Annotated in this window: 9 protein-coding genes and 2 pseudogenes; 10 read left to right on the forward strand and 1 reads right to left on the reverse strand. The window is 45.3% G+C overall.

Annotated elements, in window-relative coordinates; all coding sequences use genetic code 11:
• The 9 genes and pseudogenes from BCT81_RS07580 to rpoC form a co-directional block, all read left to right on the forward strand.
• A pseudogene (locus tag BCT81_RS07580) lies at positions 1-88 on the forward strand (elongation factor Tu); the annotation flags it as partial.
• 223 nt (positions 89-311) lie between these two features.
• Positions 312-689, forward strand: coding sequence for a preprotein translocase subunit SecE (secE, locus tag BCT81_RS07585; protein ID WP_004737071.1), 378 nt, complete (start codon positions 312-314; stop codon positions 687-689).
• Positions 690-702: 13 nt separating this feature from the next.
• A complete protein-coding gene (nusG, locus tag BCT81_RS07590; RefSeq protein ID WP_032549909.1) occupies positions 703-1251 on the forward strand; it encodes a transcription termination/antitermination protein NusG in 549 nt (182 codons plus the stop codon).
• A 212-nt stretch (positions 1252-1463) separates the two neighbouring features.
• A complete protein-coding gene (rplK, locus tag BCT81_RS07595) occupies positions 1464-1892 on the forward strand; it encodes a 50S ribosomal protein L11 (protein ID WP_026084318.1) in 429 nt (142 codons plus the stop codon).
• 4 nt (positions 1893-1896) lie between these two features.
• On the forward strand, positions 1897-2601 hold the full coding sequence (gene rplA / locus BCT81_RS07600; RefSeq protein WP_004737074.1) for a 50S ribosomal protein L1: 705 nt from the start codon (positions 1897-1899) through the stop codon (positions 2599-2601).
• A 238-nt stretch (positions 2602-2839) separates the two neighbouring features.
• The gene (gene rplJ, locus BCT81_RS07605) at positions 2840-3334 is read left to right on the forward strand and encodes a 50S ribosomal protein L10 (protein WP_004737075.1); all 495 of its coding nucleotides are present in this window, start codon (positions 2840-2842) and stop codon (positions 3332-3334) included.
• Positions 3335-3391: 57 nt separating this feature from the next.
• Positions 3392-3760: a 50S ribosomal protein L7/L12 gene (gene rplL, locus BCT81_RS07610; RefSeq protein ID WP_061034324.1), complete on the forward strand. Its 369-nt coding sequence runs from the start codon at positions 3392-3394 to the stop codon at positions 3758-3760.
• A gap of 234 nt (positions 3761-3994) precedes the next feature.
• Positions 3995-8023: a DNA-directed RNA polymerase subunit beta gene (gene rpoB / locus BCT81_RS07615; RefSeq protein ID WP_008224041.1), complete on the forward strand. Its 4029-nt coding sequence runs from the start codon at positions 3995-3997 to the stop codon at positions 8021-8023.
• A 92-nt stretch (positions 8024-8115) separates the two neighbouring features.
• Complete coding sequence (gene rpoC, locus BCT81_RS07620) at positions 8116-12318, forward strand: DNA-directed RNA polymerase subunit beta' (protein ID WP_102423727.1); 4203 nt, start codon at positions 8116-8118, stop codon at positions 12316-12318.
• A gap of 267 nt (positions 12319-12585) precedes the next feature.
• Here the strand turns inward: rpoC and rsd are convergent, their stop codons facing one another.
• Complete coding sequence (rsd, locus tag BCT81_RS07625) at positions 12586-13083, reverse strand: sigma D regulator (protein ID WP_102423728.1); 498 nt, start codon at positions 13081-13083, stop codon at positions 12586-12588.
• A 165-nt stretch (positions 13084-13248) separates the two neighbouring features.
• On the opposite strand from rsd, the pseudogene BCT81_RS07630 reads away from it, so the two are divergent.
• Positions 13249-13361: pseudogene (locus BCT81_RS07630) on the forward strand (NAD(+) diphosphatase); the annotation flags it as partial.

A 13361-nucleotide genomic window follows, 5' to 3' on the forward strand; every position in this document is an offset into this window, starting at 1 on the left:
AATCGCAATGGACGAAGGTCTACGTTTCGCTATCCGTGAAGGTGGCCGTACAGTTGGTGCTGGTGTTGTAGCTAAAATCTTTGCATAAGATTTGACGAACCACTAGTAAAAAGGGCATCATTTGATGCCCTTTTTCTGCGCTAAAAAAAGAGTTGAGCGAATTGGCATCAATTTCAGCTCTTAGTAAAGAATTAAACAGTCTTTTTGACTAAAATGACTGTTAGATGTGTTGTTCTGCAACGCAAAGGAATGTGCCCTGCAACAGCGGGGTTATTGTCGTCTATATCTAAGACTTATCACAGGTTGGTTTTATGAAAGCAAACGCTGAAACTCCTGATAGCTCAAGTGCAGCAGATACAATGAAGTGGGTAGTCGCTTTTGTACTGTTAGCCGCTGCTGTTGTGGGTAATTACCTGTATGGTGAATTGTCTGTTGTAATTCGCGCTGCAGGTGTAGTTGTGCTGATTGCTGCCGCACTAGGCGTTGCAGCAACAACAACTAAAGGTAAAGCTGCGATCGATTTTGCAAAAGAATCTCGCATGGAGATTCGTAAAGTGGTTTGGCCTACTCGCCAAGAAACTATGCAAACTACATTGATCGTTTTAGCTGTATGTATTGTTATGTCTCTAGTGCTTTGGGGAATTGACGGCATTATGGTCCGTTTAGTTTCTCTAGCGACTGGGGTGTAGAGGGTTCTGATTCATGAGTGAAGCTCCAAAAAAACGTTGGTATGTAGTTCAAGCCTTTTCTGGTTTTGAAGGTCGTGTTGCACAATCGCTACGCGAGCATATTAAAATGCACAACATGGAAGAACTATTTGGCGATGTGCTAGTACCTACTGAAGAAGTAGTGGAAATGCGTGCTGGGCAACGTCGTAAAAGTGAACGTAAATTCTTCCCTGGCTACGTATTAGTTCAAATGATCATGAATGATGAATCATGGCACTTAGTACGCAGCATTCCGCGTGTTATGGGCTTCATTGGTGGTACCTCTGATCGTCCAGCACCAATCACTGATAAAGAAGCTGATGCTATCTTGAACCGTCTAGAGAAAGCGAGCGAAGCTCCACGTCCTAAGACAATGTTCGAAGCAGGTGAAGTGGTTCGTGTTAACGATGGTCCATTTGCTGACTTCAACGGTACTGTTGAAGAAGTAGATTACGAGAAGAGCCGCATTAAGGTATCTGTATCGATCTTTGGTCGTGCAACACCGGTTGAGCTTGAATTTGGTCAGGTTGAAAAACTGGACTAAGACTCGATTAGTTGAACTAAGTTGTGGATAACTTATTAGCAACTTGTTCAAAATAAAAGAGTATAAAAAATCACCTTTTTAGGGTTGTTTAAGGCGCGAATTATGATTATAATTTCGCGCCTTTTTGCTTCTATGGAAGTAAAAAGCGTTAATTGAATTTATGGGGAGCTTGCCTTACGGCTAGCGCATGTACCCAAATATTAGGAAATATCATGGCTAAGAAAGTTGAAGCTTATATCAAACTGCAAGTTGCAGCTGGTATGGCAAACCCGTCGCCACCGGTTGGTCCTGCTCTAGGTCAACACGGTGTTAACATCATGGAATTCTGTAAAGCGTTCAACGCAAAAACAGAATCTGTTGAGAAAGGTCTACCGACTCCAGTAGTTATTACTGTATACAACGACCGTTCTTTCACGTTCGTAACTAAGACTCCACCTGCTGCTGTTCTTCTTAAGAAAGCTGCTGGCGTTAAGTCTGGTTCTGGTCGTCCAAACACTGAAAAAGTGGGTACTGTAACTGACGCTCAAATCCAAGAAATCGCAGAAACTAAAGCTGCTGATATGACTGGTGCTGACATCGAAGCAATGAAGCGTTCAATCGCTGGTACTGCTCGTTCAATGGGCCTAGTGGTAGAGGGTTAATAAGATGGCAAAACTTACTAAGCGTATGCGCGTAATCCGCGACAAAGTTGACGCGACTAAAGAATACGAAATCAACGAAGCTGTTGCACTTCTTAAAGAACTAGCTACTGCTAAATTCGTTGAGTCTGTAGACGTTGCTGTTAACCTAGGCATCGATGCTCGTAAATCTGACCAAAACGTACGTGGCGCAACTGTGCTACCTCACGGTACTGGCCGTGAAATCCGCGTTGCTGTGTTCACTCAAGGTGCAAACGCAGAAGCAGCTAAAGAAGCTGGCGCAGATGTTGTTGGTATGGAAGATCTTGCTGAGCAAGTGAAGAAAGGCGAAATGAACTTCGACGTTGTTGTTGCTTCTCCAGATGCAATGCGTGTTGTTGGTCAACTAGGTACTATCCTAGGTCCACGCGGCCTTATGCCAAACCCTAAAGTTGGTACTGTAACTCCTAACGTTGCTGAAGCTGTTAAGAACGCTAAAGCTGGTCAGGTTCGTTACCGTAACGACAAGAACGGCATCATCCACACTACTATCGGCAAAGCATCTTTCGAAGCTAACCAGCTTCAAGAGAACCTAGAAGCTCTTCTAGTTGCTCTTAAGAAAGCTAAGCCTTCTTCAGCGAAAGGTACTTTCCTGAAGAAAGTAAGCATCTCTACTACTATGGGTGCTGGTGTTGCTGTTGATCAGGCTAGCCTGAACACTCAAGCAAACTAATTTGCTTAGGCGCAGATTTAGTGTATACTTCTGCGCCTAATATTTGTGGTTGGGTGATTTGAAGCAATTCAAATTATCTATCCCAAGACCGTAGGCGCTGTACTTTTCGGAGCTACAGCTTAATAAAACCTACGTAGGCGGTGCCTAATATAAATGAAGTGATTCATATTTATTAGCATCGTAAACGCTCATTACACACTGTAATGGGTGCTGTAATCACAACCAGAGGTTAATCCAAATGGCTTTAAATCTTCAAGACAAAAAAGCAATTGTTGCTGAAGTCAACGAAGCAGCTAATGGTGCACTTTCTGCAGTTGTAGCTGATTCTCGTGGCGTTGAAGTTGGCGCAATGACTTCTCTACGTAAACAAGCTCGCGAAGCGGGTGTTTACATGAAAGTTGTTCGTAACACACTAGCACGCCGTGCGGTTCAGGGTACAGACTACGAGTGTCTAACTGACACTTTCACTGGTCCAACTCTGATCGCGTTCTCTAACGAGCACCCAGGTGCTGCAGCGCGTCTTTTCAAAGACTTCGCTAAAGAGAACAAAGATTTCGAGATCAAAGCTGCTGCATTTGAAGGCGCAGTTACTGATGCTGAAGTACTAGCGACACTACCAACTTACGACGAAGCTATCGCACGCCTAATGATGTGCATGAAAGAAGCTTCTGCTGGCAAGCTGGTTCGTACTATCGCTGCACTACGTGACCAAAAAGAAGAAGCAGCGGCTTAAGCCTTGCTTTTCACTGGTTGCAAATTAAACTTATTGTTGACTTAAAAGAGAATTGTTATGTCTATTACTAACGAGCAAATCCTAGACGCAGTTGCAGAAATGTCTGTAATGCAAGTTGTTGAGCTTATCGAAGCTATGGAAGAGAAATTCGGCGTATCAGCTGCTGCTGCAGTTGTAGCTGGTGGCGCTGCTGGCGGCGACGCTGCTGCTGAGCAAACTGAATTCGACGTTATCCTAACTTCTGCTGGTTCTAACAAAGTACAAGTTATCAAAGCTGTACGTGGCGCAACTGGCCTAGGTCTTAAAGAAGCTAAAGGTCTTGTAGACTCAGCTCCAGCACCTCTAAAAGAAGGCGTTGACAAAGCTGAAGCTGAAGCTCTTAAAGCACAGCTAGAAGAAGCTGGCGCTTCTGTTGAAGTTAAGTAATTATTACTTAATTTCTTAGCCGCAAGGCTAATGGCTGGTGGTTATTTAACCACCGGCCTTTTTGCGCTGTAGGGCTATGACGAATTTTCCGCTGTTTAAGCGTCATAACCCGAGCAAAAAAACAGTCATGTTTTCGATATGATTGTTCACTACATTAAACAGCTGTTAGTCACTACCCCCTCCGAGGAGTGTTTTGGGTAGTTTGGGTCACTTATCAGCGAGCTGAGGAACCCCATGGTTTACTCTTATACCGAGAAAAAGCGCATCCGTAAGGACTTTGGTACTCGTCCACAAGTTTTGGACATTCCATACCTGTTATCGATCCAGCTTGATTCTTTCGATAAATTCATCGAACAGGATCCAGAAGGTCAATACGGTCTTGAGGCTGCTTTTCGTTCTGTATTCCCAATTCAGAGCTACAACGGCAATTCTGAGCTGCAATACGTTAGCTACCGTCTTGGTGAGCCAGTTTTTGATGTTAAAGAATGTCAAATCCGTGGTGTAACTTACTCAAAGCCACTACGCGTTAAACTACGTCTAGTTATCTTTGATCGAGATGCGCCAGCAGGTACTGTAAAAGACATTAAAGAACAAGAAGTCTACATGGGCGAAATTCCGCTTATGACAGACAATGGTACTTTCGTAATTAATGGTACCGAGAGGGTTATCGTATCCCAGCTGCACCGAAGCCCAGGCGTGTTCTTCGACAGTGATAAGGGTAAGACCCACTCATCTGGTAAAGTTCTTTATAACGCACGTGTAATTCCTTACCGTGGCTCATGGTTAGACTTTGAGTTCGATCCTAAGGATAACTTATTCGTACGTATCGACCGTCGTCGTAAGCTACCAGCTTCAATCATCCTTCGTGCACTAGGTAAGTCAACTGAAGAGATCCTAGATCTGTTCTTCGACAAGGTGAACTTCGAAGTGAAAGACCAAACTCTTCTTATGGAGTTGGTTCCTGATCGTCTACGTGGTGAAACTGCGTCATTCGACATCGAAGCAAACGGTAAAGTTTACGTTGAGACTGGTCGTCGTGTTACTGCTCGCCACATCCGTCAACTTGAGAAAGATGGCGTTGAGCACATCGAAGTACCTGTAGAGTACATCGTTGGTAAAGTTGCATCTAAAGATTACATCAACGAAGCAACTGGCGAGATCATCGTTGGCGCGAACCAAGAGATCAGCCTAGAGGCACTTGCTAACCTATCTCAAGCGGGTCACAAAGCTCTAGAAGTACTGTTCACGAATGACCTAGACCATGGTCCATTCATGTCAGACACTCTACGTGCAGATAGCACAGTAGATCGCATCTCTGCATTGGTAGAAATCTACCGCATGATGCGTCCTGGCGAGCCACCAACGAAAGAAGCTGCAGAGTCTCTATTCGAAAGCCTATTCTTCTCAGAAGAACGCTACGACCTATCAACTGTAGGCCGTATGAAGTTCAACAGCTCTATCGAGCGTGAAGAAGAAGAAGAGCGCGGTACTCTGGATGAATCAGACATCATCGAAGTGATGAAGAAACTGATCGGCATCCGTAACGGTAAAGGCGAAGTGGACGATATCGACCACCTTGGCAACCGTCGTATCCGTTCTGTAGGTGAAATGGCAGAAAACCAATTCCGTGTTGGTCTAGTTCGTGTAGAACGTGCCGTTAAAGAGCGTCTAAGCCTTGGTGACCTTGATGCAATCATGCCTCAAGATCTAATCAACGCTAAGCCTATCTCTGCTGCAGTTAAAGAATTCTTTGGCTCTTCACAGCTTTCACAGTTCATGGACCAAAACAACCCATTGTCAGAAGTTACGCACAAGCGTCGTATCTCTGCTTTAGGTCCTGGTGGTCTTACTCGTGAGCGCGCAGGCTTCGAAGTACGTGACGTTCACGTAACTCACTACGGTCGTCTATGTCCGATCGAAACGCCTGAAGGTCCAAACATCGGTCTAATTAACTCACTGTCTGCATTTGCACGTTGTAACGATTACGGTTTCCTAGAAACTCCGTACCGTCGTGTAGTAGATGGCGTAGTAACAGACGAAGTTGATTACCTGTCTGCAATCCAAGAAGGTCAATTTGTAATCGCGCAGGCGAACACCGTTCTTACTGAAGAAGGTACGTTCGCAGATGAGCTAATCACTGCTCGTCAAAAAGGTGAATCTGGTCTTCACCCTCGCGACCACGTTGACTACATGGACGTTGCGACAAACCAAGTAGTATCTATCGCTGCATCGCTTATCCCGTTCCTAGAACACGATGATGCGAACCGTGCATTGATGGGTGCGAACATGCAACGTCAAGCGGTACCAACACTTAAGGCTGATAAGCCTCTAGTAGGTACTGGTATCGAACGTAACATCGCAGTTGACTCTGGTGTTACGGCGGTTGCTAAACGTGGCGGTATGATTCAGTCTGTGGACGCTTCTCGTATCGTAGTTAAGGTTAACGAAGATGAGCTAGTACCTGGCGAAGCTGGTATCGACATCTACAACCTAACTAAGTACACGCGTTCAAACCAGAACACATGTATCAACCAACGTCCTACAGTGCTACCGGGTGAACCTGTATCACGTGGCGACGTACTAGCTGACGGTCCTTCAACAGACCTTGGTGAGCTAGCACTTGGTCAAAACATGCGTATCGCGTTCATGCCTTGGAACGGTTACAACTTCGAAGACTCGATCTTAGTATCTGAGCGCGTAGTTCAAGAAGACCGTTTCACGACTATCCACATCCAAGAACTATCTTGTGTGGCTCGTGATACTAAGCTGGGCTCTGAAGAGATCACAGCTGATATTCCAAACGTAGGTGAGTCTGCTCTGTCTAAACTAGACGAGTCAGGTATCGTTTACATTGGTGCTGAAGTTAAGGGTGGCGACATCCTAGTTGGTAAAGTAACACCTAAAGGTGAAACTCAACTGACTCCTGAAGAGAAGCTACTACGTGCAATCTTCGGTGAGAAAGCATCTGATGTTAAAGATACTTCTCTACGTGTACCAAACTCTGTTTCGGGTACTATCATCGATGTACAAGTCTTCACTCGCGATGGCGTAGAGAAAGACAAGCGTGCACTTGAAATCGAACAGATGCAGCTTAAAGAAGCGAAGAAAGACCTAACTGAAGAGTTCCAAATTCTTGAGGGTGGCCTTCTTAACCGTGTTAAAGCTGTACTTCTGTCTGGTGGTTACTCTGAAGCTAAGCTTGATACGATCGGTCGTAAGCAATGGCTAGAGCAAGTTCTAGAAGACGATGCGCTACAAACACAGCTTGAGCAACTTGCTGAGCAGTGGGATGAGCTAAAAGCAGACTTCGATAAGAAGTTTGAAACTAAGCGTCGTAAGATCACTCAAGGTGATGATCTAGCGCCTGGCGTTCTTAAGATTGTTAAAGTTTACCTAGCGGTTAAACGTCGTATCCAGCCTGGTGATAAGATGGCGGGTCGTCACGGTAACAAAGGTGTAATCTCTAAGATTAACCCTGTTGAAGACATGCCATACGATGAGAAAGGTCAGCCTGTAGACATCGTACTTAACCCACTGGGTGTACCATCGCGTATGAACATCGGTCAGATCCTAGAAGTACACTTAGGTCTGGCAGCGAAAGGTATCGGTGACAAGATCAACCAAATGGTTAAGGAACAACAAGAACTTCATAAGTTCCGTGAGTTCCTACAGAAGGTTTATGATCTTGGTGATACTCGTCAGAAAGTTGATATTGCTGAACTGTCTGATGATCAAGTTCGTACACTGATCAAGAACCTACGTGGCGGTCTACCGATTGCTACTCCTGTGTTCGATGGTGCTTCTGAAGCGTTAATCAAAGAACTACTTAAACTGGGTGATCTGCCAGAATCTGGTCAGCTTAAACTGTTTGATGGTCGTACTGGTGACTCGTTTGAGCGTCCTGTAACTGTAGGTTACATGTACATGCTGAAACTGAACCACCTTGTTGATGACAAGATGCACGCTCGTTCTACTGGTTCGTACAGCCTAGTAACTCAGCAACCACTTGGTGGTAAAGCTCAGTTCGGTGGCCAGCGTTTCGGTGAGATGGAAGTATGGGCACTAGAAGCATACGGTGCTGCTTACACGCTTCAAGAAATGCTAACAGTTAAGTCGGATGACGTTAACGGCCGTACTAAGATGTACAAGAACATCGTAGATGGCAACCACAGCATGGAACCTGGCATGCCAGAGTCGTTCAACGTACTGTTGAAAGAGATTCGCTCGCTAGGTATCAACATCGAGCTAGAAGACGAAGAGTAATCCCTTCTTTCTTTCTAGAGAAAAGAGATTATTTGGTTGAAGGTGCTCACTTTTGCGGGTGAGCCCCTTTTAACTCCTTACAGGAGCTGATTGTGAAAGACTTATTAAACTTTCTAAAAGCGCAGCATAAGACCGAAGAATTTGATGCAATCAAAATCGGTCTATCTTCACCAGACATGATCCGTTCATGGTCTTTCGGTGAAGTTAAAAAACCTGAAACGATCAACTATCGTACGTTCAAACCTGAACGCGATGGTCTGTTCTGTGCGCGTATTTTTGGTCCAGTTAAAGACTACGAATGTCTTTGTGGTAAATACAAGCGTCTGAAACACCGTGGTGTTATCTGTGAGAAGTGTGGCGTAGAAGTTACACAAACTAAAGTTCGTCGTGACCGTATGGGCCACATCGAGCTTGCTTCACCAGTTGCTCACATCTGGTTCCTAAAATCGCTACCGTCTCGTATCGGTCTACTAATGGATATCCCTCTACGTGATATCGAACGTGTTCTGTACTTCGAAATGTACGTAGTAACTGAACCAGGTATGACTGATCTAGAAAAATCTCAGATGCTTACTGAAGAAGAGTATCTAGATCGCCTAGAAGAGTGGGGTGATGAATTCACTGCTAAGATGGGTGCAGAAGCGATCAAAGATCTGCTTGCAACAATGGACCTTCATCAAGAAGTGGAAGAAATGCGCGAAGAGTTGGAAACAACTAACTCTGAAACTAAGCGTAAGAAGATCACTAAGCGCCTGAAGCTAGTTGAAGCGTTCATTGCATCGGGTAACGATCCGCAATGGATGATTCTGACTGTACTTCCGGTTCTTCCGCCAGATCTACGTCCTCTAGTACCACTAGACGGCGGTCGTTTTGCGACTTCAGATCTGAACGACCTTTACCGTCGTGTGATCAACCGTAACAACCGTTTGAAGCGTCTTCTAGAGCTAGCTGCTCCGGACATCATCGTACGTAACGAAAAGCGTATGCTGCAAGAGTCTGTTGATGCACTTCTAGATAACGGTCGTCGCGGTCGTGCAATCACAGGTTCGAACAAGCGTCCTCTGAAATCTCTTGCTGATATGATCAAGGGTAAGCAAGGTCGTTTCCGTCAGAACCTTCTAGGTAAACGTGTAGACTACTCTGGCCGTTCTGTAATTACAGTAGGTCCATACCTTCGTCTACATCAGTGTGGTCTTCCTAAGAAGATGGCACTTGAGCTATTTAAGCCGTTCATCTACAGCAAGCTAGAGACTCGTGGCATGGCTACGACAATCAAAGCTGCTAAGAAGATGGTAGAGCGCGAAGAAGCTATCGTTTGGGATATCCTAGACGAAGTAATCCGCGAACACCCAGTACTACTTAACCGTGCACCTACACTTCACCGTCTAGGTATCCAAGCGTTTGAACCAGTACTAATCGAAGGTAAAGCGATTCAGCTTCACCCACTAGTGTGTGCGGCATACAACGCCGACTTCGATGGTGACCAAATGGCGGTACACGTGCCTCTAACTCTAGAAGCACAGCTTGAAGCACGTACTCTGATGATGTCGACAAACAACATTCTGTCGCCAGCGTCAGGTGATCCGATCATCGTACCTTCTCAGGACGTTGTATTGGGTCTTTACTACATGACTCGTGAAAAGATCAACGTGAAAGGCGAAGGTATGTACCTTGCTGGCCCTGAAGAGGCTGAGAAGGCATACCGTACTAAGACTGCTGAGCTACACGCTCGCGTTAAAGTTCGTATCACTGAGACCGTAGTAGACGAAGATGGTAACAGCACTACTGAAACGAAACTGGTTGATACAACAGTTGGCCGTGCAATGCTATGGCAAATCGTTCCAGCTGGCCTACCGTACAGCATCGTTAACCAAAAGCTAGGTAAGAAGCAAATTTCTACCCTACTTAACGAAGCGTACCGTAAGCTTGGTCTTAAGGACACAGTAGTATTCGCTGACCAAATCATGTACGCAGGTTTTGCATACGCTGCACTTTCAGGTGTTTCTGTAGGTATCGACGATATGGTTGTACCTCAAGCGAAATACGATGAAATTGAATCTGCTGAAGAAGAAGTTCGTGAAATCCAAGAGCAATTCCAATCTGGTCTTGTTACTGCGGGTGAGCGTTACAACAAAGTTATCGATATCTGGGCATCTACGAATGACCGCGTTGCGAAAGCGATGATGGATAACCTATCTTCTGAAACAGTTATCAACCGTGACGGCGAAGAAGAACAGCAAGAATCGTTCAACAGCATCTACATGATGGCCGACTCGGGCGCACGTGGTTCTGCAGCTCAGATTCGTCAGCTAGCAGGTATGCGTGGTCTGATGGCGCGTCCAGATGGTTCAATCATCGAAACGCCGATCACAGCGAACTTTAAAGAAGGTCTAAACGTCCTTCAGTACTTTATCTCAACGCACGGTGCTCGTAAGGGTCTTGCGGATACAGCACTGAAAACAGCGAACTCGGGTTACCTAACTCGTCGTCTAGTAGACGTTGCTCAAGACGTTGTAGTTCACGAACATGACTGTGGCACGCACGAAGGTATCGACATGATGCCTCACATCGAAGGTGGTGACGTTAAAGTTGCACTTTCTGAGCTTGCTCTAGGTCGTGTAGTAGCTGAAGACGTTCTTAAGCCTGGTACTGAAGATGTACTGATTCCACGTAATACTCTGATTGATGAGAAGTGGTGTCAGATCATGGAAGACAACTCTGTAGATAGCATGAAAGTGCGTTCTGTTGTTACCTGTGATGCAGACTTCGGTTGTTGTGCACAGTGTTACGGTCGTGACCTAGCACGTGGTCACCTAGTGAACCAAGGTGAAGCAGTTGGTGTTATCGCTGCACAATCTATCGGTGAACCGGGTACACAGCTAACGATGCGTACGTTCCACATCGGTGGTGCGGCATCTACTGCAGCAGCAGAGAACAGCATCCAAGCTAAGACAACTGGTACTGTGAAACTTCACAACGCTAAGTTCGTAATCAACAAAGATAAGAAGCTGGTTATCACCTCTCGTGCATCTGAGATGACGATTGTTGATGAGTTCGGTCGAACTAAAGAGAAGCACAAACTTCCTTACGGTTCTGTACTGAGCAAAGCGGACAACGACGCAGTAGAAGCTGGCGAAGTTGTTGCTAACTGGGAAGCGCACACTATGCCAATCATCACTGAAGTGGCAGGTCGCATCCAGTTCGTTGATATGATCGATGGCGTAACTGTTTCTCGTCAAACGGATGATCTAACTGGTCTTTCTTCTTCTGAAGTTACAGACGCAGCGGCTCGTCCAGCAGCAGGTAAAGATATGCGTCCAGCTATCAAACTTGTTGACGAGCAAGGTAACGATGTAATGATCCCTGGTACTGAAATGCCAGCTCACTACTTCCTACCTGGTAAAGCGATTGTAAACATCGAAGATGGCGCTGAAGTTGGCATTGGTGACACACTATCTCGTATCCCTCAGAAATCTGGCGGTAACAAAGATATCACCGGTGGTCTACCACGCGTAGCAGACCTATTCGAAGCTCGTAAGCCTAAAGAGCCTGCGATCCTTGCTGAGCACACGGGTACTGTGTCGTTCGGTAAAGAAACGAAAGGTAAGCGTCGTCTAGTAATCACTCGTGAAGGTGGTGACACTTACGAAGAGATGATTCCTAAGCATCGTCAATTGAACGTGTTCGAAGGTGAGAAGATTGAACGTGGTGATGTAATCGCCGACGGTCCTGAAACTCCACACGATATCCTGCGTCTACGTGGTATCCACGCAGTAACTCAGTACATCGCGAACGAAGTTCAAGAAGTTTACCGCTTACAAGGCGTTAAGATTAACGATAAGCACATCGAGACTATCGTTCGTCAAATGCTACGTAAGTGTACAATCACACATTCTGGTGACTCTCAGTTCCTACCTGGCGAACAAGTTGAGTACCACAACGTGAAGATTGCTAACCGTAAGCTAGAAGCTGAAGGTAAAGAACTAGTACGTTTCGAACGTGATCTACTAGGTATTACTAAAGCATCTCTTGCAACTGAGTCATTCATCTCAGCTGCATCGTTCCAAGAAACGACTCGCGTACTAACAGAAGCTGCGGTTTCTGGTAAGCGTGATGATCTTCGCGGTCTGAAAGAGAACGTAATTGTTGGTCGTCTGATCCCAGCTGGTACTGGTTTCGCATACCACCAAGAGCGTCAAGCTAAGCGTGAAGAAGAGCAGGAAGGTCCATCAGCTGAACAAGCTACTGACAACCTAGCAGCACTTCTAAATGCAGGTTTCTCTTCAGAAGAGTAATCTCTAAGAGATAAGAAAAAGGCACCTTCGGGTGCCTTTTTTTGTATCTGGCGTTTGGGCTATTGGTATGTGGGTTTAAGCCTATTTTTACTCATGCTAGCTGGTGAATCTGAAGCATCGGTGGAAAGACAATAATCGGGATGAGTCTTGGATAAGGATTGGTAGTTTGCTGGTGGTACTTAGGCTTCAACAGAGTTGAGTGGGTAGGGGAATTATGGGCAAAACAAAAAGCTTGCACAGAGGCAAGCTTCTTAAAAGTTCAGTTAACTAAGCGCCTGGTGGAATCGCTAAGCTGTCTGCAATTAGCTGGATAAGATTATCTTCTACTTCAAAACGCACTTCGAGTAGTTCACCTACTTTCGACATATCTCCTTCGAAGTTAGGCAACTCATCGTTTGCACTTACTTTAACGTACTTATCATTGAACTCTAGAAGTGGCTCGGTTGTGAGTACGATCTTCGCGTAAGTTGTATCAATCTCATCATTGGTTTTAAAGCCTGTTGCTTGCCATTTCTTCATGACCATATCGTAGATCTTAAAATGGCCTTCTGAGATATAATCGACAACATGATCGCAGAATGAGCTTATTTCTTTAGGAGAAGGGAGTTCAACAACGTTTGATTGCCCGTTGCTAGCTGGCTGCAAGGCACCTAGCTTGCAATATTCGACGATGAGAGCTTGTCGAGTTTCGAGCCAATGATCGATGACCTCGCTTGAGCCACCCCATTGTTCTTGTATTTGTTTAAATTTATTTAGCATGACCATGTCCTCATGATCTGATCACAACCTTGTGATCATTGAAATTGCCTAAGCAGGGTCCGTTTATCGATATCTACTAAAAGTAATAGCTTGAAATATTCTCTGCCACAACTCTAGTATGAAATTAGATTGCCAGTAAAATGAACGAACTGCAAGCAATGAGGCATAGGGATGTTAAAAAAAAGTGATAAGAAAATGACAGAGCAAGCTTATTGGTGCGTCGTTTCCGGTAGTGATATTTGGGTTGATAATGACCAGTTTCCTTTCGGCTCTGCCGACGAGCT

Origin of the sequence: Vibrio sp. 10N.261.52.A1, assembly GCF_002876325.1 — a bacterium.
GTDB lineage: Bacteria > Pseudomonadota > Gammaproteobacteria > Enterobacterales > Vibrionaceae > Vibrio > Vibrio chagasii.

Bases quoted from the DNA above. Each gene is read 5' to 3' on its own strand.
- secE (WP_004737071.1), top strand. From the start codon at position 312: ATGAAAGCAAACGCTGAAACTCCTGATAGCTCAAGTGCAGCAGATACA.
- nusG (WP_032549909.1), top strand. From the start codon at position 703: ATGAGTGAAGCTCCAAAAAAACGTTGGTATGTAGTTCAAGCCTTTTCT.
- rplK (WP_026084318.1), top strand. From the start codon at position 1,464: ATGGCTAAGAAAGTTGAAGCTTATATCAAACTGCAAGTTGCAGCTGGT.
- rplA (WP_004737074.1), top strand. From the start codon at position 1,897: ATGGCAAAACTTACTAAGCGTATGCGCGTAATCCGCGACAAAGTTGAC.
- rplJ (WP_004737075.1), top strand. From the start codon at position 2,840: ATGGCTTTAAATCTTCAAGACAAAAAAGCAATTGTTGCTGAAGTCAAC.
- rplL (WP_061034324.1), top strand. From the start codon at position 3,392: ATGTCTATTACTAACGAGCAAATCCTAGACGCAGTTGCAGAAATGTCT.
- rpoB (WP_008224041.1), top strand. From the start codon at position 3,995: ATGGTTTACTCTTATACCGAGAAAAAGCGCATCCGTAAGGACTTTGGT.
- rsd (WP_102423728.1), bottom strand. From the start codon at position 13,083: ATGGTCATGCTAAATAAATTTAAACAAATACAAGAACAATGGGGTGGC.